This is a genomic window from Hasllibacter sp. MH4015, from assembly GCF_020177575.1.
In the GTDB taxonomy this organism is placed as follows: domain Bacteria; phylum Pseudomonadota; class Alphaproteobacteria; order Rhodobacterales; family Rhodobacteraceae; genus Gymnodinialimonas.
On the sequence record NZ_JAHTBK010000001.1, the window covers coordinates 2,839,446 to 2,861,108 of the forward strand.

27 protein-coding genes are annotated in these 21,663 nt (G+C 65.1%); 11 read left to right on the forward strand and 16 right to left on the reverse strand.

Translation table 11 applies throughout. The annotated features are described in order from the left end of the window. Positions 1–17 precede the first annotated feature (17 nt). The 3 genes from KUW62_RS14455 to KUW62_RS14465 form a co-directional block, all read right to left on the reverse strand. On the reverse strand, positions 18–371 hold the full coding sequence (locus KUW62_RS14455) for a DUF6404 family protein (RefSeq protein ID WP_224816170.1): 354 nt from the start codon (positions 369–371) through the stop codon (positions 18–20). A 79-nt stretch (positions 372–450) separates the two neighbouring features. Further along, on the reverse strand, positions 451–1,905 hold the full coding sequence (locus KUW62_RS14460) for an ankyrin repeat domain-containing protein (protein ID WP_224816171.1): 1,455 nt from the start codon (positions 1,903–1,905) through the stop codon (positions 451–453). A gap of 275 nt (positions 1,906–2,180) precedes the next feature. Next, complete coding sequence (locus KUW62_RS14465) at positions 2,181–2,504, reverse strand: hypothetical protein (RefSeq protein ID WP_224816172.1); 324 nt, start codon at positions 2,502–2,504, stop codon at positions 2,181–2,183. A gap of 210 nt (positions 2,505–2,714) precedes the next feature. Between KUW62_RS14465 and KUW62_RS14470 the strand changes: the two genes are divergently transcribed. Both KUW62_RS14470 and KUW62_RS14475 read left to right on the forward strand, forming a co-directional pair. Then, on the forward strand, positions 2,715–3,077 hold the full coding sequence (locus KUW62_RS14470) for a YidH family protein (RefSeq protein WP_224816173.1): 363 nt from the start codon (positions 2,715–2,717) through the stop codon (positions 3,075–3,077). A 62-nt stretch (positions 3,078–3,139) separates the two neighbouring features. After that, a complete protein-coding gene (locus tag KUW62_RS14475) occupies positions 3,140–4,912 on the forward strand; it encodes a DNA polymerase III subunit gamma/tau (protein WP_224816174.1) in 1,773 nt (590 codons plus the stop codon). A 52-nt stretch (positions 4,913–4,964) separates the two neighbouring features. Here KUW62_RS14475 and KUW62_RS14480 read toward each other — a convergent pair whose 3' ends face one another. Continuing rightward, complete coding sequence (locus KUW62_RS14480) at positions 4,965–5,570, reverse strand: histidine phosphatase family protein (RefSeq protein ID WP_224816175.1); 606 nt, start codon at positions 5,568–5,570, stop codon at positions 4,965–4,967. Positions 5,571–5,727: 157 nt separating this feature from the next. Here KUW62_RS14480 and KUW62_RS14485 point away from each other — a divergent pair, with 157 nt between their 5' ends. Both KUW62_RS14485 and recR read left to right on the forward strand, forming a co-directional pair. Beyond that, complete coding sequence (locus KUW62_RS14485; RefSeq protein WP_224816176.1) at positions 5,728–6,072, forward strand: YbaB/EbfC family nucleoid-associated protein; 345 nt, start codon at positions 5,728–5,730, stop codon at positions 6,070–6,072. A 16-nt stretch (positions 6,073–6,088) separates the two neighbouring features. Next, a complete protein-coding gene (gene recR, locus KUW62_RS14490) occupies positions 6,089–6,688 on the forward strand; it encodes a recombination mediator RecR (protein WP_224816177.1) in 600 nt (199 codons plus the stop codon). A gap of 167 nt (positions 6,689–6,855) precedes the next feature. Here the strand turns inward: recR and KUW62_RS14495 are convergent, their stop codons facing one another. Beyond that, positions 6,856–7,500, reverse strand: coding sequence for a ribonuclease T2 (locus KUW62_RS14495; RefSeq protein ID WP_224816178.1), 645 nt, complete (start codon positions 7,498–7,500; stop codon positions 6,856–6,858). 136 nt (positions 7,501–7,636) lie between these two features. Here KUW62_RS14495 and KUW62_RS14500 point away from each other — a divergent pair, with 136 nt between their 5' ends. Both KUW62_RS14500 and KUW62_RS14505 read left to right on the forward strand, forming a co-directional pair. Beyond that, complete coding sequence (locus tag KUW62_RS14500) at positions 7,637–8,386, forward strand: DUF1013 domain-containing protein (RefSeq protein WP_224816179.1); 750 nt, start codon at positions 7,637–7,639, stop codon at positions 8,384–8,386. 109 nt (positions 8,387–8,495) lie between these two features. Continuing rightward, complete coding sequence (locus KUW62_RS14505; protein WP_224816180.1) at positions 8,496–9,080, forward strand: DUF4453 domain-containing protein; 585 nt, start codon at positions 8,496–8,498, stop codon at positions 9,078–9,080. Positions 9,081–9,113: 33 nt separating this feature from the next. Here the strand turns inward: KUW62_RS14505 and KUW62_RS14510 are convergent, their stop codons facing one another. Genes KUW62_RS14510 through clpS form a run of 3 tightly spaced genes read right to left on the reverse strand, consistent with a single transcriptional unit; the run spans position 9,114 to position 11,315 of the window. Beyond that, on the reverse strand, positions 9,114–9,923 hold the full coding sequence (locus KUW62_RS14510; protein ID WP_224816181.1) for an SDR family NAD(P)-dependent oxidoreductase: 810 nt from the start codon (positions 9,921–9,923) through the stop codon (positions 9,114–9,116). Positions 9,924–9,950: 27 nt separating this feature from the next. Beyond that, positions 9,951–10,946, reverse strand: coding sequence for a class I SAM-dependent methyltransferase (locus KUW62_RS14515; protein ID WP_224816182.1), 996 nt, complete (start codon positions 10,944–10,946; stop codon positions 9,951–9,953). 15 nt (positions 10,947–10,961) lie between these two features. Beyond that, complete coding sequence (clpS, locus tag KUW62_RS14520) at positions 10,962–11,315, reverse strand: ATP-dependent Clp protease adapter ClpS (RefSeq protein WP_370632898.1); 354 nt, start codon at positions 11,313–11,315, stop codon at positions 10,962–10,964. An 80-nt stretch (positions 11,316–11,395) separates the two neighbouring features. On the opposite strand from clpS, the gene KUW62_RS14525 reads away from it, so the two are divergent. From KUW62_RS14525 to KUW62_RS14535, 3 genes are read left to right on the forward strand one after another with little or no spacing between them, the layout of a single operon-like run. Beyond that, a complete protein-coding gene (locus KUW62_RS14525) occupies positions 11,396–12,100 on the forward strand; it encodes an HAD family hydrolase (protein WP_224816183.1) in 705 nt (234 codons plus the stop codon). A gap of 34 nt (positions 12,101–12,134) precedes the next feature. After that, entirely contained in the window at positions 12,135–13,301 is a 1,167-nt protein-coding gene (locus KUW62_RS14530; RefSeq protein ID WP_224816184.1) for an MFS transporter, read from the forward strand. A gap of 60 nt (positions 13,302–13,361) precedes the next feature. Then, on the forward strand, positions 13,362–13,970 hold the full coding sequence (locus KUW62_RS14535) for a CDP-alcohol phosphatidyltransferase family protein (protein WP_224816185.1): 609 nt from the start codon (positions 13,362–13,364) through the stop codon (positions 13,968–13,970). A 5-nt stretch (positions 13,971–13,975) separates the two neighbouring features. Here KUW62_RS14535 and KUW62_RS14540 read toward each other — a convergent pair whose 3' ends face one another. Continuing rightward, entirely contained in the window at positions 13,976–14,959 is a 984-nt protein-coding gene (locus KUW62_RS14540) for an NAD(P)H-quinone oxidoreductase (RefSeq protein ID WP_224816186.1), read from the reverse strand. A 71-nt stretch (positions 14,960–15,030) separates the two neighbouring features. Further along, positions 15,031–15,720 (reverse strand): COQ9 family protein, encoded by a 690-nt coding sequence (locus KUW62_RS14545; protein WP_224816187.1) that lies wholly within the window; start codon positions 15,718–15,720, stop codon positions 15,031–15,033. A 104-nt stretch (positions 15,721–15,824) separates the two neighbouring features. Here KUW62_RS14545 and rpsU point away from each other — a divergent pair, with 104 nt between their 5' ends. Next, positions 15,825–16,031, forward strand: coding sequence for a 30S ribosomal protein S21 (gene rpsU / locus KUW62_RS14550; protein WP_224816188.1), 207 nt, complete (start codon positions 15,825–15,827; stop codon positions 16,029–16,031). A gap of 124 nt (positions 16,032–16,155) precedes the next feature. Here the strand turns inward: rpsU and KUW62_RS14555 are convergent, their stop codons facing one another. The 5 genes from KUW62_RS14555 to KUW62_RS14575 all read right to left on the reverse strand — a co-directional run bounded on the left by KUW62_RS14555 (position 16,156) and on the right by KUW62_RS14575 (position 19,946). Further along, positions 16,156–16,779 (reverse strand): hypothetical protein, encoded by a 624-nt coding sequence (locus KUW62_RS14555; protein ID WP_224816189.1) that lies wholly within the window; start codon positions 16,777–16,779, stop codon positions 16,156–16,158. Beyond that, on the reverse strand, positions 16,776–16,919 hold the full coding sequence (locus KUW62_RS14560; protein WP_224816190.1) for an aa3-type cytochrome c oxidase subunit IV: 144 nt from the start codon (positions 16,917–16,919) through the stop codon (positions 16,776–16,778). Before KUW62_RS14560 ends, KUW62_RS14555 begins: the two co-directional genes overlap by 4 nt. 84 nt (positions 16,920–17,003) lie before the next feature. Next, positions 17,004–18,047 carry an MBL fold metallo-hydrolase gene (locus KUW62_RS14565; protein WP_224816191.1) on the reverse strand — a complete coding sequence of 348 codons (1,044 nt, stop codon included), beginning with the start codon at positions 18,045–18,047 and terminating at the stop codon, positions 17,004–17,006. Continuing rightward, positions 18,040–18,264, reverse strand: coding sequence for a hypothetical protein (locus tag KUW62_RS14570; protein WP_224816192.1), 225 nt, complete (start codon positions 18,262–18,264; stop codon positions 18,040–18,042). The genes KUW62_RS14565 and KUW62_RS14570 overlap by 8 nt, the downstream gene beginning before the upstream one ends. Positions 18,265–18,266: 2 nt before the next feature. Further along, the gene (locus tag KUW62_RS14575) at positions 18,267–19,946 is read right to left on the reverse strand and encodes an acyl-CoA dehydrogenase (protein ID WP_224816193.1); all 1,680 of its coding nucleotides are present in this window, start codon (positions 19,944–19,946) and stop codon (positions 18,267–18,269) included. A gap of 147 nt (positions 19,947–20,093) precedes the next feature. Between KUW62_RS14575 and KUW62_RS14580 the strand changes: the two genes are divergently transcribed. Continuing rightward, positions 20,094–21,029 (forward strand): L-threonylcarbamoyladenylate synthase, encoded by a 936-nt coding sequence (locus KUW62_RS14580; protein WP_224816194.1) that lies wholly within the window; start codon positions 20,094–20,096, stop codon positions 21,027–21,029. Here the strand turns inward: KUW62_RS14580 and KUW62_RS14585 are convergent. Beyond that, positions 21,020–21,598 carry a YqgE/AlgH family protein gene (locus KUW62_RS14585; RefSeq protein ID WP_224816195.1) on the reverse strand — a complete coding sequence of 193 codons (579 nt, stop codon included), beginning with the start codon at positions 21,596–21,598 and terminating at the stop codon, positions 21,020–21,022. The genes KUW62_RS14580 and KUW62_RS14585 overlap by 10 nt on opposite strands. Between the last annotated feature and the right edge of the window lie 65 nt (positions 21,599–21,663).

Genomic DNA, 21,663 nt, shown 5'->3' on the forward strand with positions numbered 1-21,663 from the left:
CACGGGGTTGGGAGGCGCTAAAGCTCCTCCCAACGGCTCAGCTTGGCTTCCGCACCGGCCCATCGGTAATAGGCCGCCATGGCCAATCCGAACAATACACCCGCCAGAAGCGAGGCAAGGATCGCGACCACGACCGGAAGGTCCTGCGTGCGCCAACTGAGCAGCCACATCACCAAACCCCATAGCAACCCGAAGGCCGGGCCAAGGATCAGGGCCGCACGCCAGAAGCTCATGTAATGGGGCGGACGCGGCCTGAGGCCCATGGCGCGGGCCAGCCGGAAGACAGGTGGCGCATAGTTCATCCGCCGGATGGAGGAGGCCTCAAGCTCCGCCAGGGCGCGCGTGACACGGGCCTCGTAATCGTCCGACATGGCCAACCTCCTTGCGGCGTCCGCTTGTTTCTGGCCCGGCACACGGCTCAAGACAAGCGGGAGGGCCGCGCCGCACCGCTTACACCGGCCCACCATCCACGACCTGTCCCGGCCGCGCCTTGGCCCAGTCGCGCAGGAAATCCGCAATCTCCGGATCGGCCACACGGTCGGGCGCTGATCTGGGCAGCGCAACGCCCTGGTCGAGCGCGAGGCGCAAGCATTCCAGATGGTCGCGATGCGCCCGTTCAGGATTGTTTTCCGCCCCGTGCAGAATCGTGGAAAACAGGTTGCCGCCATAGCCGTTGATATGCCCCAGATCCGGGGCGAGGCTGATGAAATAAGCCAGAACCTCCGGCAGACCCTCCCACCCCGCCAATTGCACGGGCGTCAGGCCCTCCACATCAGGGTGGTCATATTCCGCGCCCGCCGCGACGAGGCGCTTTATATGGTCGAGCTTTCCGGGCAGGTGCAGGATCTCGCGCACGATGTTGCGCGCGGCCTTCGGCATCTTGGCCGGGTCGATATACCGGCCGTCCACGGGTCGATCATCGGCGATATCGGCCAGAAGACGCTCCACCTCCGACAGGGGCGTGGCGTGACCCCGCGCTTCGAGCGTGGTGGCCAGCGCCGCGTTTCCGAAGATCCGGGCATAGGCGTAGGGTGATACGCCATCGTGGACGCGCGTGGGGTCGGCGCCGTTGTCCAGCAACAGGCGCACCATTTCGGGCGGGCTCATCCGTCGGGCGGCCTGATGCAGCGCGGGCATCACCCAAGGAGTTTCACCCCCGACCTCCGCCCCGTTGAAATCGTCCACCCGCGCGCCCGCATCCAACAACAGGCGCACCGCTTCGACATCGTGGAAATCCATCGCCCGCAACAGGGCATTGGTTCCGTTCGGGTTCGCATTATGCGCCAGCATCAGGCGCAGGCCGCCGTGGTGTCCAAGTTCCGTGGCGTGATACAGCGTCTCTCCGTCATCGGGATCGGCACCATTGTCCAGAAGCCATTCGCCCAGCGCCATGTTCCCGGCATGGCCAATCGCAAAGTAGAGGGTGGAAAGCTTGTGGCTCGGGTCGCTTTCGTAGGGAACGCCGTAATTCACGTCGGCCCCATGGCTTAGCAAGAGATTCGCGATGGCCAGCATCGCACCCTCCCGCTCGGGATAGAGCGGGAGGGCCTTGGACTGCGCCATGACAGTCAGGGGCGGGGCAACGGGTGCCGGCCGGGTGGCAAGGGCGGGATCGGAGGCGATCATCGCGGCCACATCGTCGTGCAGGAACAACAGGCAGCAAAGCGCGAGGTTGCCGCGCGGCAGGTCTGGGTCGGCCTGCAACATGCGCTGAACAACCTCCTGCTGGCCCTGCTTGAGCGCCACGCCCAGGCGCTGTTGCCGCTCCGCCCGGTCCATGCCTTGCATTTCCACGGACAATTTCAGGTGCGGCCAGGACGCGAAGGCGCGTTCGCGCGCGATGACATGGAGGAAATCGGCGTGTTTCAGATCCGCCCCCTCGGTCCGGGGGCGGACTGAATTCACGCGTGCGTGCGCATCACGATCTCCGCCGTGATACGCTTTTTTTAACGTCGCAGCCTCGCGACGCAATTGGTCGATCGAAGTCTTCATCGGATCCCTCATACGCTGCCCACCGATCCGCTAAGCGAGGGCCTGAGAGACACCGAACCGTGTCTGTCGTTTGCTCTGGAGGGTGCCGGTATCGGCTTTCCGCGGATCTGGATGCTGCCCTGACAGCCTGCTTATGGTAGGTCACACGGGCAATATTTTCAAGTGAAAGCACTAAATTCGGCGCGCGATCAACTGAGCAGGCTCAGGACGGAGGCGGCGAGGGCGTTGCCAAGAAACGCCACGATGCAGGCGGCGGAAAAATAGATCATCGCCAGGAACAGCGCCCATCGCAGGCCCGTCCGCCCCCGAAACGTCCCATCGCGCCACAGCAGGATCGCCGCCGCCATCGCGGGCAGATGCGCCATGGTGAACAGGACGACCAGCGTCTGGTCGAGGCCCGCCAGAGTCGCCCGCGGACCGCCCGACACGATAGCCGCAAGCCAGAAGAGTGCCGCGGCAATTCCCATCACGCCGGTGAATGCGATCAACGCCTGGCGGAGGGCGGGCCTCATCCCCCGCCCCCTTGGGGCATGCACGTTGGCCGACCGACCGATGCGGTGTCTGACATGACTCACCCTTTTTCTCCCGCGACGCGCCGCGCCCGTACCCCTCCATCGCCCGCCATCCGGCCCAACGCAATGGGCGGCGGTTTGATTGCCGTCGCGGGCGCAAGAAATCTTGCGGGGCTGGATCGAAGGGGCCGGGCGCGCTACGTCCCACCCATGGCAGATCGCAACGACATGGCGGAATCCCGCACCGATTGGGCAGAGGATCGCACGATCCTGGCCAATGAACGCACATTCGCGGGGTGGATGCGCACCGGCATGGCGTCCGTCGCCATCGCCATCGGCCTGAAAGCCGTCTTCGGCGCGTTCGAACCGACATGGGCCGCCAAAGCCCTGTCGAGCGTCTTCATCGCGATTGCGTGCTACATCTTCTACTCCGCCCGCCAACAGGCCTGCGCCACGCTGCGCCGGATGGATGAGCACGAGGCGGAGGCCAAGCCGACCCATTCCATGACCCTGATCGCGGTGCTTCTGGCGGCGGGCTCGATCCTGACGGGCGCCATCCTGTGGCTCCTCTAATCCAGTGGACGCCGTGATCCGGGCCGCATACCTTTGGCGCTGACCCGAGAGCACGGATTCCCATGAGCGCCGACGAAAAGCCCACCTACCAGGTCCTTGCCCGCAAGTATCGCCCCGCGACCTTCGCCGATCTGATCGGGCAGGAGGCGATGGTCCGCACGCTCAAGAACGCTTTCGACGCGGACCGGATCGCGCAGGCCTTCATGCTGACGGGCATCCGGGGCACCGGAAAGACGACGACCGCCCGGATCATCGCCAAGGGCCTGAACTGCATCGGCCCGGACGGGACAGGCGGGCCGACGACCGACCCCTGCGGCACCTGTCAGAATTGCGTGGCCATCGCCGAAGGCCGCCATGTCGACGTGATGGAGATGGACGCGGCCTCCAACACCGGGGTGCAGAACATCCGCGATGCGATCATCGAAACGGTCAGCTACCGGGCCGCACAGGCGCGCTTCAAGATCTTCATCATCGACGAAGTTCACATGCTGTCGACCTCGGCATTTAATGCCTTGCTCAAGACGCTCGAAGAACCGCCCGCCCACGTGAAGTTTCTTTTTGCGACCACGGAAATCCGCAAGGTTCCGGTGACGGTCCTGTCGCGCTGCCAGCGGTTCGATCTGCGCCGGATCGAACCTGAAGTTATGATCGCGCATTTGCAGCGCATCGCGGGGCTTGAGGACGCCCAGATCGCCGAGGATGCGCTGGCCCTGATCACCCGCGCCGCCGAGGGCTCCGTCCGCGATGCCATGAGCCTGCTGGACCAGGCCATTGCCCACGGGGCCGGAGAGACGACCGCCGATCAGGTCCGCGCGATGTTGGGCCTAGCAGACCGCGGACGCGTCATGGACCTGTTCGAGGCGATCATGGCGGGCGAGGCCGCGAAAGCCCTCGATGAATTAGGCGCGCAATATGCCGATGGCGCCGATCCGGTCGCCGTCCTGCGGGATCTGGCGGAGATCACCCACTGGCTGTCCGTGATCTCCATCACGCCGGATGCTGCCGACGATCCCACGATCGCACCCGATGAACGCACCCGCGGGCTGGCGCTGGCCGAAAAGCTGCCGATGCGGGTGCTGACGCGGATGTGGCAGATGCTACTCAAGGCGTTGGAAGAGGTCCGGATGGCCCCCAACGCGATGATGGCCGCTGAGATGGCCGTGATCCGCCTGACCCATGTGGCGGAGCTTCCGACGCCGGGCGATCTGGTCAAGAAGCTGGGGCAGATGCAGCCCCCCGCCGGCGGCGCGCCCGCCGGTGGTGGTCGCGGCGGCGGTGGCGGCGGGACGCCCGCGCCCGCACCCGGCCCGCAGGCCCGAACCACCGGCACCGCGCCCCTTGGCGGGGGTGGCCCGCAAGCCGCCCTTGCGCCGCAATCCGGCCCCGACCTGAGCCTCTATCCCACGTTTGAAAGCGTTGTGGCGCTGGTTGAACAGGCCCGCGACATAAAGCTGTTGATCGAGGTGAAGACGAGCCTGCGCCTCGTCTCCTACAGCCCCGGCCGGATCGAGGTACAGACGACCGACGCCGCACCCAGGGATCTGATCCCCCGCCTTGGGCGATTGTTGCAGACCGCGACGAGCGCACGCTGGGGCATAACCGTCGCCTCGGATGGCGGCGGGCCGACGATCGAGGAACAGGAGCAGGCGAAGCGCAGGACGCTGGAGGCGGAGATTACCGAGCACCCGTTGATGCAGGCCGTGCTCAGCCGTTTCCCCAAGGCCCGCATCTCCGAAATCCGATCCCACGCGGAGCTGGAGCAGGAAGCCGCCGTGCAGGCGCTCGAAGAGATCCCCGAAGAAGCCGACGACTGGGACCCGTTCGAGGATGAATGATCCGGCCCGGCGCTGCCCAGCCCGGATCGAGGACTGAAACCCGCGCACCCGCTCAGGGTTGCGGCCAGGCATCCGGCCCGATGGCGCCCAGAACCTCCACCTGCCCGTCCGCCACGCGCAGCACATAGGCCACGCCTTGCGGTTCGGGGTAGATGCCGGTCACGGCCTCGAACGGGTCGTCGTGGCCGACGATAACGCGGTTCGTTCCCTCGGCGATCGGGGCGGCGATCAACGGCTCCACCCGGGCGCGCATCGCCTCGAACTGGGCATCGGTGTATTCTTCCGCCGGCTCGAAATTCAGCGCGCTCGTCTCGGAAAAGGTGCCGAAGGCAAGGCCAGCCGTCTGCCAGGCCCGGCAGTATTCGCTGGACAGAACGTCGCCGACGGGAATGCCGTGCCCCTCGATCATCGCGCCGATATGGAGGGCCTGCTGCCATCCCGTCCGGCTGAGCACGCGCTGGGTGGCGCAGTTTTGCGGATCGGCGGTCACCTGGTCGGCATAGTCGGATTCCGTCTGGGCGTGGCGGATATAGACCACGTGTCCGCCGTCTTGCAGCGCTTCGATCAGGTCCGACGGGGCGGCGTCCTGTGCAAGCGCGGGCAATGCGGCGAGCAGCGGCAGAAGGGGTGAAAGGGTCAGGGCAATACGAAAGGTCATCGGGTCGGCCTCTTGCGTGAGTTTTCCGGGTGCCGACGAGGTGCCTTGGCCATCAGGTCTCATATCCGATTATTTTTGTCAAGAATTGTCCGCCTTGCCGCCACGCCTCCACCCCCGTATCTGTTGCGCAAACGTATTTCAGCGGGAGAGCACCACGATGATGAAGGGTTTGGGCGGCCTTGGCGACATGGCCAAGATGATGAAACAGGCGCAGGAATTGCAGGGCAAGATGGCCCAGCTGCAAGAAGACCTCGCCTCCATGACGGTGCAGGGCGAAAGCGGCGCGGGCCTGGTGAAGGCGACCGCGACGGCGAAGGGTGAGCTGACGGCGCTGGATATCGACCCGTCCATCTTCAACGAGGATGACAAGGAAGTGGTGGAGGACCTGATCCTTGCCGCGATCAAGGACGCGCAGAGCAAGGCCCAGGACAAGCATAACGAGGAAATGGGCCGCCTGACCGAGGAGATGGGCCTGCCCGCGGGCGTGAAGATGCCGTTCTGACCCTGGCCCGATCGACGTGTCCGATACGCCCAAAGACATTGAAGAGCTGATCGGGATCATGGCCCGCCTGCCGGGTCTCGGCCCCCGCTCCGCCAGGCGCGCGGTCCTGACGCTCATTAAGAAGCGCGGCGCGTTGATGCGACCCCTTGCGGACACGATGGCGCGTGTGGCCGAGACGGCGCGCGAATGCGTGAATTGCGGGAATATCGGAACCGGCGACCTGTGCCCGATCTGTCAGGACGTGCGCCGCGCCACCGGAGAGCTCTGTGTCGTCGAGGACGTCGCAGACCTCTGGGCGATGGAACGCGGCGGCGCCTTCAAGGGGCGCTACCATGTCCTGGGCGGCACTCTCTCGGCGCTTGACGATATCGGGCCGGAGGATCTGCGCATCCCCAGGCTGCGCGACCGTATCGCCGATGAGGGCATCACCGAAGTCATCCTCGCGTTGAACGCGACGGTCGACGGGCAGACCACGGCCCATTACATCGCCGACGAAATCGCCACGACGAACGTCACGCTTTCCTCCCTTGCCCAGGGCGTGCCGATCGGGGGGGAGCTGGATTACCTCGACGATGGAACAATCTCCGCCGCGCTCCGCGCGCGAAAATCCCTCTGACACCACACACCGCGCGCGCTCTTCCATGTGCCGAAAATATCCTCGGGGGAATCGTCCCCAAGGGGACGATGGGGGCAGACAGCCCCCGACCCCGGTCGCATTGCGCAAGACCGCATGATTGGGCGAGGTGCGGAGGGGGCAGCCCCGTGCGTCTCCTCCCCTGCCCTTCAGCGCATCGGAGAGAACAGGGCGTCGGGCGACGTGCAATCGCGGATCACGTCCGCCCCGCACGCTCTCGGCTCCAGGTCGCGGGTCAGGCAGATACGCACTTCCTGAATGCGGTTCGCCCGGCAGGTCACGGTCAGCATATCCGCCTCCAATTGCGGATTCACCTCCAGGAACGCGGCCTCGATCACCGCGGCGGCGACGCGCAGGTCCTCGTCCACGCGGCGCAGCAGCTCCGGCCTAGTGACGCTCTCATAGGCCAGCCGGGACAGCGCGAAATAATCCCGCGCCTCCAGGCCCGTGCACACGCCGTGCTTGCGCCATTGGTGCCACGCGAGGCCGCTGGTGCCCATGATGTCGGCCATCCCCCCGGTCATGCCGCGTGATGGAGCGCGCATGGTGGTGGGGCAATAGCTTGGCCAGCCGTCCTCGTATTGCGGCCAAAGCCCGTGAAGCGTGAAACCGAAACCCTGCCCGGCCTCGCATTGGGGGCTGTCGCGGTCATCGCCTTCCAGCGCGCACCATGTGGGCGTCCAGCTTAGGCTCATGACGTAATAGTCGAATTCACCCGCCGGTTCCCCGTCCGCCCGCACCATGCCCGACAGGCAGATCAATACCCCCGCCAATGCCTGTCCCAACCTTGTCATTTGCTCTTCCCTCCGGGCAATCCAGCGCCTATATAGCCGTGGATTTCCCTGAAATCGAGGATCGGCGGGCCAGCCCCGCAAGCCGCTTCCACCGGCCATTCTCCTCGTATCCGCAAGACCCTTGGAGGGACCTGAGATGAACAAACCGATCATGGCAAAAGCCACCGCTGTCTGGCTGGTCGACAACACCACGCTGTCGTTCAAGCAGATCGGCGATTTCTGCGGCCTGCACGAGTTGGAGGTGCAAGGCATCGCCGATGGCGACGTGGCAGCCGGCGTGAAGGGCTTCGACCCCATCGTCAACAATCAGCTGACCCAGGAAGAGATCGACGCGGCCACCGCCGATCCGACCCACAAGCTGAAACTGAAATTCAACTCCGCCGCCGTGGGCGAGGAAAAGCGCCGTGGCCCGCGCTACACGCCCTTGTCCAAGCGTCAGGATCGCCCGGCCTCCATCCTGTGGTTGGTTAAGTTCCATCCCGAATTGACCGATGGGCAGATCTCCAAGCTGGTGGGCACCACCAAGCCAACGATCCAGGCCATCCGGGAGCGGACCCACTGGAACATCCAGAACATCCAGCCCATCGACCCGGTCGCCCTCGGCCTGTGCAAGCAATCCGAGCTGGACGCGGCCGTGCAGAAGGCCAACGCCAAGAAGCTGGCCGAAGGCGGCGCGATGACGGACGATGAACGGCGCAAGCTTGTGTCGACCGAAACGTCCCTCGGCCTTGATACCGAACCCAGCGTGCCCGCCGCCATCGCGGGGCTTGAGACCTTCAGCCTCTCGACCGACGACGTGGAGATCGAGAAGCCCGAAGAAACGCCGGACGCCGACAGCTTCTTCAACCTGCCGGACAAGGACGACGATAAGGACGACGAGGATTGATCGCCGCCTGATCGCCCGGATACCCAACCCCGCATGGCAACCCGGTGCGGGGTTTTTCTTTGCCGGATCGCAGGTTAGCGTGGTCCCGAACCGGTGGAGAGGATGCGCCATGCCCCGTCTTGCCCTGCTTGGCCTGCTTTGGCTTATCGCCTCGCCCGCGCAGGCGCAGAACGATGCGTGGTGTCAGGAACTTTGGCTCAGTCGGAACACCGTGTTCGACCGTGCCGGGCAATGCTTTGCCTCCAATCTTGGGCGGGCCGTCTTCGACAATTCCGATTGTACCGGCCCGGTGGAAGCCCTGTCGCCGCTGGATGCGGAAATCGTTCGTCAGGTGATTGAGATGGAGGACGGCGCGGGCTGCAATGTGGATACCAGCGCCCACCGGGTGAACCCGGAGGTGCTGGAGTTCCGCGCCCGCCTGAGGGAGCTTTGGACGGTGCCCGTGCGTGCAGATTCAGAACACGGATGCGGCGGATATCGCGGCCCGGTGCGGGAACTGCATGCCGGTATCTCCACCAGCACGGGCGTGATTGGCTATCTGTGGCACGGCAATTGGTTCAGCTTCGTCCACCAGCCCCTGCCGCCGAATTGGGAATACATCACCGTCAGCGACGGCAATGGTGAGCGTGTGGCCCATGGCTGGGTCCAGAACCTCGTGATGAGTGACGACACGTGCGATTTCATGGCCGGGTAACCGGCGCGTCCGGTGCGGCTCGGCGAACCCGACCTAATGCGCCGCAGTGGTGACCGCGTCCAGAAGTGTGCGCCCGCCGTCGATGGTCAGCACCTCACCGGTGACGAACCCGGCCCCGTCGGAGGCGAGGAATTGCACCGCTGACGTCACCTCGCGGGCGGAGGCGATGCGCCCCATGGGCGTGCATTCCCGGATCTCCTGCCGCAGACCATCGGTTTCATTCAGGCTGTCCTTGAGGCTTGCCGACATGACGGAGCCGAAAGCCACACCGTTCACGCGGATGCGATGCGGGGCGAGTGCCACGGCAAGGCTGCGCGTGACCTGGTCGAGCGCGGCGGTGGCGATCGAATAGCCCATCAGGTCGGGGTGCGTCCGCCGCGCCGCGATGGACGAGATATTGACGATGGAGCCAACCGGCCCCTCTCCCTGCTCATCCTCTTCGGCCTGCGCGATCATGCGTTTCGCGACCGCCTGGCTTAGCCGAAGGGCCGCAAACGTGTTCTGTTCCAGCATCGCCTCGACGGAGGTGTCGGCCGGGTCCAGCGGATCGGTCGTCAGGATCTGGCGGCTTGCATTCACCAGGATATCGACCCGGTCATAGGCGTCGATCGTGGCGGAGATCAGGTTCTCGACCGTCAGGCGCTCGCGCAGATCGCCGCTGAAATAGCGGATCTGGCTATCGTCGCCCTCGGTCTCTCCGCATTCGTCCTTCAGGCGATCCTTGTCGCGGTCGGCGAACATCACGTTCGCGCCCCGGTCAATGAAATGGCGTGCAATCGCCAGACCCACGCCGTTCGCGGCGCCGGTCACAATCGCGGTCTTGCCCTGGATGGATAGGCCCATCGTTTCAATCCTTCGGAAATGGACGTGTCAGCGACCGGCCGTTTTCGGCTTGGTCGCCTCGTAGATCTTGTAGCCCTCAAGCTCACCCAACATGGCGCCCGTCCCAAACGTCGCCTTGAGCGTGTCTTCATAGGGCAGGTGACGGTTGGCCACCATGAAAAAGCGCCCGCGTGACGTCAGGTTGCGCGCCGCAGACTGGATGAAGGCGCGGCCCAGGGACGGATCAGCGCGGCGGCCCACGTGGAAGGGCGGGTTGCAGATGATCGCGTCATAGGGGGCTTCGGGCGTGTAGGTGGTGGCATCGGCCCAGTGGAACGCGGCCCGGGGGTCGGTGACGTTGACCCGCGCGGCCTCCAGCATGGCGTGGTCCGCCTCGATCAGGTCGAGCGTTTCGATCTCGGCGTGTTCGTCCAGCACTTCACCGGCCAGGTATCCCCATCCCGCGCCCCAATCCGCGACACGACCCTTGAGTTGCGGCAGCAGCGCCACAAGGATTTCGGAGCCCCGATCCGGCCCGTCCACGGAAAAACCGCCCGGAACGGTGACGTAGCCATCGGGGCCTTCCCGTGGCGTAGCGATCCACCCAAGGACATCCTCGGGGATCAGCTCAGGACGGCGCAGCCAGATCAGTTTGCCGTGGGATTTCGACATCACGCCGTCGACCTCGAACACGCGGCGGAGTTGCTTGAGGATCGCTTCGATCCCCTCCTCCTTCTGGCCGTCGACCATCACGAGCCCGCCGGGGACGACATGGCCCATCGCCTCGGCAATCGACGACAGCGTTCCGGCGCGGGATTTCGTGATCTGGACAAGCGCGGCGGGGAAATCGCCCTCCGCATCCACCGAAACGTCCAGCCCGCGCGCGGCAAGCCGGTCGTGGTCCGGCGCAAAGCCTTGGACGCACGTCACCTGTCCCAGCGCCGAAAAATCGCTATCGGCCCGCGCGCGCAGGACCAGCACCGGGGTGCCGGGCGGATCAATCTCTCCGCCCTCGATCGCGAGGGTCCATCTGTCGGGGGTCATGGATCAGGCAGAGGATTACTCCTCTTTCTCCATCGTGCATTGCAGCGGATGCTGGTTGCGGCGCGCGAAATCCATCACCTGCGCAACCTTCGTCTCCGCAATCTCGTGGGAGAAGACGCCAACCACGGCCAGGCCCTTCTTGTGGACCGTCAGCATGATCTCCACCGCCTGGGAATGCGTGATGCCAAAGAACCGCTCCAGCACGTGCACGACGAATTCCATCGGCGTGTAGTCATCGTTGAGAAGCAGCACCTTGTACATCGGTGGCTTCTGCGTCTTGGGCTTTGTCTTGGTCAGGATGGAGGTATCCGCATCGCCCCCATCGGGACCCATCGGATCATCCGCCATCATGTGCAAGCTCTGGATCATAGGCCATTGTCCCGGTTACAACGCGCGAACGCTTGGGACGCAGTATATAGGAGCGAAACCGATTCCGAAAAGAGGGGCCGATGGGTGAAAGGTTAAGCGTGGTCGGATTCGATGCCGATGACACGCTCTGGCAGAACGAAAGCTTCTTCCGCCTGACCGAGGATCGGTTCGCGGACCTCTTGCGCGATTTCGTGGATGGCGATCACCTGATGGAGCGGCTTCTGGCCGCCGAGCGCAAGAATATCGGCCATTACGGCTTCGGGATCAAAGGCTTCATGCTGTCGATGATCGAAACCGCGATCGAGGTGACGGAAAACCGTGTCCCCGCCCAGATCATCGGCCAAATTCTCGACATGGGGCAGGAGATGCTGCGCCACCCGATCGAGCTTCTGCCCCATGTGGAAGACACCCTTGCCACGCTCTCTGACACCCATCCCCTGATCCTGATTACCAAGGGCGATCTTCTGCATCAGGAACAGAAACTGGCGGCCAGCGGTCTGGGCGATCTGTTCCACGGGGTCGAGATCGTGTCGGAGAAACACCCCGAAACCTATCGCCGGGCCTTCACCGATCACGGGGCGGGACCAGACCGCGCCATGATGATCGGCAATTCAATGAAATCCGACATCGTCCCCGCGTTGGAGGCCGGCGCATGGGCCGTCTACGTCCCCCACGGTCTCACCTGGGCACTGGAGGCGGCGGAGGCGCCCGAAGGTCACCCGCGCTTCCGCGAGATGCCGGATCTGGGCGGCGTTCCCGATCACATTGCCCGGATCGAGGGATGAGCCCGCCGCCACGCCCCCCCGGCACGCCGCTCCGATGATTGTCCCCGCGCGCCCCGCCCCAATCGTCGCGGCCCTTGGGATCGTCCAGATCCTCACATGGGGCAGCAGCTTCTACCTCGTTGCCGTGCTTAGCTCTCCGATTGCCTTGGAGACCGGCTGGTCCTTGCGCGCAATCTCCGGCGGGGTGTCCCTTGCACTTCTGATCGCGGGCCTGTGTGCGCCCCGGGTCGGGCACCTGATCCGCAGCCACGGCGGAAGACCCGTCCTGCTCGGGGGCATCGGGCTTCTGATGATCGGGCAGATCCTGCTCGCCTCCGCCACCAATCTGCCGCTCTATTTCCTCGCATGGGTGGTGCTTGGCGCGGGCATGGCCGGGGCGCTCTACAACGCGGCCTTCTCCGCGCTTGGCGTGATCTACGGGGCAGGCGCGCGGGGCGCGATTACACGGCTGACGCTGTGGGGCGGGTTCGCCAGCACGATATGTTGGCCGCTCACGGCGTTTTTCGTGGAGCATCTGGGCTGGCGCGGCGCGGTCCTGTGTTACGTCGGGATCAACCTGTTCGTGACGGTGCCGCTTGTCTGGTTCGTCCTGCCGCGCCACACAATCGACGCAGCCCCCGACACGGCAACCGAATTGCCGCCCGTGATCTCCGCCTTTGATCCGCGCTTCGCTTGCATGGCGGTCGCCGGGATCAGCCTTTCGCTGGTGGGTGCAACCGTGTCCGTGCATCTGATAACGCTCCTGACCGCCACGGGGATCAGCGTGGCCGCGGCCGTGGGGCTTGGCGCGTTGATCGGACCCGCGCAGGTCGGCGCGCGTCTGTTGGAGCTTCTCGGACGGGAACGCCACCATCCCGTTGTCACCCTGATCGCGGCAGCGGCCTTCATTTGCGCGGGGTTCGCCATATTGCGGTTCAACCTGCCCGCGGCGGCGGGGTTGATTGCCTATGGCGCGGGCAACGGGCTCTTCTCCATCGCCCGGGGCACCGTACCCTTGGCCGTATTCGGTGTGCGCGACTACGCGCCGATCATGGGTCGGCTCGCGCGTCCGATCCTCCTGGCCTCCGCTGCCGGACCGTTTCTGGGCGCCTTCGTGATCGAGGCTTTGGGGCCGCAAACAACCCTCACCCTCCTTTTGATCCTGACGGCCCTGCCGCTTCTGTCCGCCCTGGTGCTCGCCGCGCTGATCCGGCGCGGATAACGCAAAGGTCAGCGGCGTCAGGATTGACGGGCCTATCCCACCACGCCAAAGCATCCCCCCATGATCGACGCCCGCCTCCTTCCGCTTCAGCGCGCCCTGATGGCACCGCCCGCGCGGTTTCTGGTGGCGCGCGGCGTCACCGCCGATCAGATCACTATCGCCGGTTGCGGCATCGGCCTGCTGGCCGCGCTCGCCGCCGCGATGCAGCTTTACTGGCTGGCGCTGATCGGTCTGGCGCTCAACCGTCTGGCCGATGGTCTGGACGGGCCGGTCGCGCGCCGGACGCAGGTCACGGATCGCGGTGCGTTTCTCGACATCGCGCTCGACTTCGTGTTCTACGCGGCGTTTCCCCTGGGCTTCATCTTTGCCGATCCCGCGGCCAACGGCCTTGCCGGGGCCAGCCTGATCGCCAGCTTCGTGCTGACTGGCACATCGTTCCTGGCCTTTTCGATCATCGCCGAACGTCGCGGGCTGACGACGGACGATTTTCCGAACAAGGGCATCTACTACCTTGGCGGCCTGGCCGAAGGGGCCGAGACGATTGCCGTCTTCGTTGCCTTTTGCCTGTTCCCGGCGGCGTTTGCGTGGATCGCATGGGGGTTCGCGGCGATCTGCGTGATCACCGGTTTCACCCGCTACATGGCGGCGTGGATCATGTTCGGCGACTGACCCGGTCAGGCGATCTTGAGGATGATCTTGCCGATATGCTGGCTTGATTCCATCCTCCTATGGGCCTCGGCCGCCTGATCCAGGGCGAAAGTCTGATCCATCACAGGCGCCACCCGCCCCGCATCTATCAACGGCCAGACATGGTTTCGCAGGACCTCGGCGATGGCGGCCTTCGCGCCGTCGGATTGCGGGCGCAACGTGGAGCCCGAGATCGTCAGCCGCCGCGTCATCACTTGGGCGAAGTTCATCTCGACCTTCGGGCCTTGCAGGAAGGCGATCTGCTGGAGCCGTCCGTCATCGGCCAAAGCCTTCACGTTGCGCGGCAGGTAATCGCCCCCCACCATGTCGAGGATCAGGTCCGCACCACCGACCCCGCGCATCACCTCCACGAAATCTTCGTCCTGGTAATTGATCGCGCGCTCCGCACCAAGGCGCAGGCAGGCCGCGCATTTCTCATCTGACCCGGCCGTGGTGAAGACCCGCGCGCCAAGCGTGCTGGCCAGTTGGATCGCCGTCGTGCCGATCCCGCTGGACCCGCCATGGACAAGGAAACGTTGCCCGGCGGCCAATCCCGACCGCATGAACACATTGGACCAGACCGTGAAGAAGGTCTCCGGCAGGACGCAGGCCTCCGCCATGGACAGGCCGTCCGGGACGCGAAGGGCGTGGTCCTGGTGGGTGACGGCATATTCCGCATATCCACCGCCCGGCAGCAACGCGCAGACGGTATCACCCGCCGACCAGCGCGTGACGCCGGGGCCGATCGCCTCCACCACGCCCGCCGCTTCCAGACCGGGCAGATCCGAGGCACCCTTGGGCGGCGCATAATTGCCCGCCCGTTGCAGCGCGTCGGGGCGGTTCACCCCGGCATGGTCGATGCGGATCAGGATCTGTTCCGCCCCCGGGGAGGGCACCGGACGCTCGCATAGGCGCAGAACCTCCGGCCCGCCGGGTTTCGTGATCTCGACCGCGCGCATCATTTCCGCCATATCCGTGCCTCCGTCCGAATGGGTCGCGCCACATCACGCGGAAAACGGGGGGATGACAAGCCGGTCAGGGGTCAGGTCCGGGGCGGCCAATGTCCGGGCAGGTCCTGCGCCCCGCCCCGTGCGGTGGGGGCCTTGATCCCGGCGGTAAGACGCTCGAAGCCCTCCGCGAGCGGTCTCAGGATCGCGTTTTCGCGCACCTTCGCCTTCACCCGCTCGATCCGCATCACGTCGTCGATCCGCCGATCCAGGAACGCCCAGGTGGCCGAGTGGTCGCCCGACTGGTCCCCGAGCCAATACAGGACGACGGAGGAATAGACCCCCGAAAGCGTCGCGCGTTTGGTGTACCAGTTCAGATCCTGCGACGTATCGCCAAGCCCGGTCCAGATCACGTCCGCCGTTTCCCAGACCAGCTTCGCCCCGTCCGCGGCATAGATCGGCAGCGCAAACAGCGTGGCGCCCCGGCGCACGGCTTCCTTGTCGTCCTCCACCATCTCCAGCCGCAGACGCACCGCGTGGGCCACCCTGTCGCGGAACCGCATCGCGCTCAGATCCGCCTCCGCCAAAAGGGCCGCAAGCCGCCGGTCGCCGCGCCTATGAAATGCGATTGCAAGGTCCACCGCCCCGCGCGGAAAATGCGCGCGCGCCTCTGCCGTCGTTGCCCCGACATCGGCGGCGGCGGCCTTGAAACTCGTTTCCGTCCAGCCGTCGAACGGCACATGCATCAGGCTTGCATCCAGGATCTCTTCCGCGCGCGCATCCATCTCAAATCTCCATTTCCCGTTGCTGGACAAGATAGGGGGCCTTTGCTATAGCGCCACTTCCTGCAGTTCCTTGCAATTCTAACCTAGAAAGGTGGTGACACCACATGCAGGTCAGTGTTCGCGACAACAATGTCGATCAGGCGCTCCGTGCTCTGAAAAAGAAACTTCAGCGTGAAGGCGTTTTTCGTGAGATGAAGCTCAAGCAGCATTACGAAAAACCGTCGGAGAAGCGCGCGCGTGAAAAGGCGGAAGCTATCCGCCGTGCCCGCAAGCTGGCGCGCAAAAAGGCGCAGCGCGAAGGGATGCTCTGAGCATCGCTTCCGTCCAGATCGCATCCGCGAGACGAGAGAATCAAGAAACCCCCGAAGGCCTAGCCTGCGGGGGTTTTGTTTTTGCGACGCTGCGCGGTATGGCCGTGACTTAAGACGCGCCCAGTCAGTTCGCCGCCGTCACCTGCTCGGCCAGAACCGCATCGCTGCCGTCCTCTTCCTCGCCGAGCGTGCCGACGAAGTACTCCTCCCTCACGCCGGGAATGGCTGCGAATTGCTCCATGGTGTTGAGCGGGAAGAAGGTCTGTTCGATCTGCGCGAAGGCGGGCGTGTTGCCAAGGATCTCCGTGATCGAGCGGGAGCAATAGGCCGGCGCAACCGCACCGTAGGCCTGCACCGCCTGGCTTAATTGCTGCGCTGTCTGGGCGGACACCTCGACGGTTTGCGTCCGCACCTCGAATATGCCGTTGGACTGGAACGCGATGTAGAGGTCCATGTAACCGGGCGACATGCCGAACAGGACGTCATTACGCTCCGGAATACCGGGATTGTGCCAGCTGCCCGCGGGGTCGAACAGCAGCCGCTGCGCCCCGTCGATCAGAAGCGCGGAATGCGCGCCGGAATTGTTGCGGGTGTTGATCGACGTGATCAGCGTGACGGTTGCAGGACCGGACGGCACATAGGTCGCGCGCGCCACGGCGTCATCGGGCGCCCAGACGGACTCCCCGGCACAGCCCGCAAGGGCCAGCGCCACAAGGCCCGCAGCCGCCAGTCGTACCGCACGGATCATGTGGCGAAGATCGCAAGGCCGATGAGGATCACGATGCAGACGATCGCCACATTCGTGGACATCCGCATGAAGCCGTCAAATGTCTTTTCCTGGGTCGAGACATCCATCTCGCCGTGCTTGTAATCGTCCTGGTCGGCCATGGTCGTATCCTCTGGTCCGGTTGCGCTTGTTGCGGGTGAAATACCGCAGAATTTCGCCAGTGTCAGCCCCGCGGGGGCGCGGCATCACATCGCGATGGAATAGGCGTAGGCCCCGTCCTCTCGCCGCCGCCGCGTCACATCCCCTAGCCTGTGCAGGTGGTTGAGGTGCGCGACCGCCTCGACCAGGGCCAGGCCATAGGTCCCCTCGTCGATCTTGCGCTTGAAGAGCGGCGCAAAGCACTCCGCCGCGCTGCACTCCCCCTTTGCGATATGCGTGCGCAACCGATCCAGCGCGCCGTGGTGATTCTCGATCAATTGCCGCATCCGCGACGGCAGGCCGGTGAAGGGCAGCTTGTGGCCGGGCAATACCAGCTGGCTGTCGCGCGCGTGCGGTTGCAGCGCCTCGCAGGCCGCCATCCAATCGCCCACCGGATCGGCACCGGGTTCGGTCGCGTAGACCCCTATATTGGGCGAAATCGTCGCCAGCAACTGATCGCCGCCGATCACCAGCGCGCCATCGCGGCTCCAGAAGGTTGCATGGTCGGGCGCGTGGCCGTGGCCGAAGCGGATGTCCCACACCCGACCGCCCATCTCGACCGTCTCCCCCTCGATCAGGCGGGTGAAGCCGAGCGGCATGGGATGCACGATATCCGCGAAGTTGAACGGCCGCTCCGACAGGCGTTTGTCGAGCACATCCTTGTCCATCCCGGCATCGACCCAGAATTGCACCTGTTCGGGCGTGGGCGTCGCCTGCTCGTCCAGCATCAGCATCCGCGCGAACAGCCAGGCGGTGCGCGTCATGCAAAGCTCCACCCCTCGCCCCTGGAACCACCCGGCAAGGCCCACATGGTCAGGATGGTGGTGGGTGACGATCAATCGCTTCACCGGCACACCCGCCAGGGGGCCCGCGATGATCTTTTCCCATAGCGCAATCGTGCGGCGTGAATTGAGGCCGGTATCAATCAGCGTCCAGCCATCGTCGTCGCGCAACGCGTAGGCGTTCACATGGTCCAATGCCATCGGCAGCGGGATACGGAACCACAAAACGCCCGGGGCGACCTCCACCGCTTCGCCTTCGGGGGCCGCTTCGGCGAACGGCGTGCGGATCGGGTTCGCACCATCAGGCATTTCTTGGATGTCCCTTCGCGTGCCGCTCGTTGCCGCGTTTGTAGTTACCGGTCAGGCGCGCCAGCTCTTGCTGAACGGCATCCCCATCGCCACTTTCAGCAAGGTCCAGAAAATCCGAAGCCTTGCCGCCCCGCAAGGTCGTGGCGCGCTTGCCGCGATGAAGGATCACGACGTCACCGTTCTTTCGGATCTCCCAGGAGAAGCCCAGATCCGCCACGCTCACGCCGCCAGTTCGTCGGGCGTCAGATCGTGCAGCCCCGCCGACCCGCACCGCGCCTGCGCCATCATGGCGTGGGCCTCGGGCAGCAGGCGGGTGATGTGATACTGCGCCATTGCCTTGCGCGCCTTGTCGCCGGTCGCCGCGGCTTTCGCGTGGTAATGCGCGCCCAGGACGCGCGCGAATGCCATCAGATAGGGAACGGCGCCGCCGAAGCGGTCTTCCATGTCAAGCGCCAGGATATCCTCGGTCGTTTTGCGCAGGGCCTTTGCCATGGGACGGATCACATCGGCGAATTCACCGCCGGCGGCTTCGACCTCATCAAGCAGCGCGAATGCCGCGTCCCCGCCATCCATCAGCTTGCGGCCCACAAGGTCCATCGCCTGGATACCGTTCGTGCCCTCGTAGATCGCCGCAACACGGACGTCGCGGGCATATTGCGCGGCGCCGGTTTCTTCGATGTATCCCATGCCGCCGTGGATCTGGATGCCGATATTGGCGACCTTGATCCCCGTCTCCGTGCCATAGGCCTTGGCGATGGGCGTCAGGAACGCGGCGCGCGCATCGGCGGCCCCATCGCCGGTCGTGGCAAGGTCAATCGCCACGGCAAGATCCAGCGCCATCGCGCGGGCGGCGAAGGTCTCCGCCTTCATTTCCATCAGCATCCGGCGCACATCGGCGTGGTCGATGATCGTGCCGGTCTCGCCCTTGGTGCGGCCCTGCTTGCGCTCCACCGCGTAGGCCAGCGCGTGTTGGTAGGCCGCGTCGGCCACGCTGACGCCCTGCACCGCCACACCGAGGCGCGCGTTGTTCATCATGGTGAACATGGCGGCCATGCCCTTGTTCTCCTGCCCGATCAGCCAGCCGGTCGCATTGTCGTACTGCATCACGCAGGTGGGAGAGCCGTGGAGGCCCAGCTTATGTTCAAGGCTCACCACCTTGAGGCTGTTGGCCACACCGGGATTGCCATCGGCATCGGGTATTTTCTTGGGCACGAGGAACAGGCTGATCCCCTTGGTGCCCGCCGGCGCGTCGGGCAGGCGCGCGAGAACCAGGTGCACGACATTCTCGGTAAAGTCGTTGTCGCCCCAGGAGATATAGATTTTCTGCCCGCTGACCGCGTAGGTCCCATCGCCGTTATCGACGGCCTTGGTCGTCAGCGCCCCCACATCCGATCCCGCCTGCGGTTCGGTCAGGTTCATCGTGCCGGACCATTCGCCGGAAGTCAGCTTGGGCAGGTACAGGTCCTTGATCGCGTCGGGCGCATGATGCTCCAGCGCTTCGATCTGGCCTTGCGTCATCAGCGGGCTCAGTTCCAGCGCCAGGCACGCGCCGCCGATCATCTCGTTCACCGCCGTCGTGATCGTGTGGGGCAGGCCCAGCCCGCCATACTCAGGATCGGCGGAAATCGCCATGAACCCGGCCTCCGCCAGCGCATGATAGCCGTCGCCATAACCCGGCGACGTACGCACGACCCCGTTTTCGAGCTTTGCGGGATGCAGATCGCCCGCCCGGTTCAGCGGCGCGATCACATCTTCGCAGATGCGCCCGGCCTCCGTCAGGATGGCGGTGACGACATCGCCCGTCGCCTCCGCGAACCGGTCGTGGGCGGTGACACGGTCAAACCCCACCACGTGATCGAGGCAGAAGGTGATGTCGGATACAGGGGCACGATAGGGCATGGCAGCCTCCCTCAACCAAAGGTCCGTTTGCGCGCAAGTGCGTTTCGCGCTAGGGCCAACGTCTGTTGCAGGTCGCACGTTAAGCGTCTGGCTTGCGGTTTGCGCAATCTCAACGTTACGTCACGGATGCCCGCTTCTCACCCCGAAATGTTACACGATGATGTCCACTCTGTCGCCCGCGCGGTGGCGCTGCTGTCGGCGGGCGGGTTGGTCGCCATGCCGACGGAAACCGTCTACGGGCTGGCCGCCGATGCGCGCAATCCCCGCGCCGTGGCCCGTGTGTTCGAGGCAAAGGGCCGACCCACCTTCAACCCGCTGATCGTCCACGTCCCGGATATGGAGGCGGTGGCCGAGATCGCGGAGGTGTCGCCCCTTGCCCGTCAATTGGCCGATGCGTTCTGGCCCGGCGCCCTGACGCTGGTTCTGCCGTCCCTCGGGACAGTTGCGGATCTGGTGACGGGCGGGCTTTCGACGATTGCCGTGCGCATCCCCGCCCATGATTTGTCCCAAAGGCTTCTGCGTGCGTTCGACGGCCCGCTTGCGGCCCCGTCCGCCAACCCGTCGGGGCAGATCAGCCCGACGCGCGCCGCCCATGTGGCAGCGGGCCTTGGCGGGCAGGTCAATGCGATCCTGGATGGCGGTCCCTGCGCGGTCGGGCTGGAATCGACGATCCTTGCCCCCAGCCCCGACGGCGTGCGCCTGCTGCGCGAAGGCGGCATCCCGCGCGAGCGGGTGGAGGCGCTTCTCGGCACGCCCCTGATCGCGGACCTCACCCCGGGCCGCGTCGAAGCTCCGGGCCAGATGGAGCGGCACTACGCCCCCGCCACCCGCCTCGTGATGGCGGACACCCCCCGTCCCAACGCGGTCGTGATCGGGTTCGGAGACCATATCGGCGATCTGAACCTGTCGGCGGCGGGCGACCTGGTGGAGGCGGCGGCCAACCTTTTCGCAACGCTACACGCTGCCGACGCCCTGGCGAAGGGGCAGGGCAAATCCCTGATCTGCGTCGCACCCATCCCCGATACGGGGCTTGGCCGTGCGATCAATGACAGGTTGCGGAGGGCTGCTGCGCCTCAGGCATGACCGGCCTCTGATGACAGCATCAGCGGATTGATCCCGAGGCTTTCCACCGCCGCGTTCCACTTCCGCTCCATCGGCAGATCGAAGACCAGCTCCGGCGTGGCATCGACAGTCAGCCAATCGTTGCGCTGGATTTCCGCATCCAGCTGGCCTTCGCCCCAGCCGGCATAACCAAGCGCAAGGATCGCGCGGTGTGGCCCTTTCGCGGCGGCGATATCTTCAAGGATTTCGAGCGTCCCGGTCATCGAAAACCGATGGTCGATCCGCATCCCTTCCTCGCCCCTTGCGCGGTAATCGGAGGAATGGAGGACAAAACCGCGCTGCATTTCCACGGGGCCGCCGAAACAGACCGGCACCCTCGGGATCGCACCGCGCCGTGAAATCTCCAACTGCTCCATCATCTCCGCGAAGGTGATGTCCTCCATCACCTTGTTGACGATCAACCCCATGGATTGCGACGGCGCATGGGCGCAGACGAACACGACTGCGCCCGCGAAACGGGGATCTTCCATCGCGGGCATCGCGATCAGAAGCTTGCCGGTCAGATCGACGGAAAGGTCGGGCATGGCCATGGCGCCAGCATGGGCCTGTTGCAGAATTCAATCAATCGCGTTTCTCCTGCGCGCTGTCTCGCAAA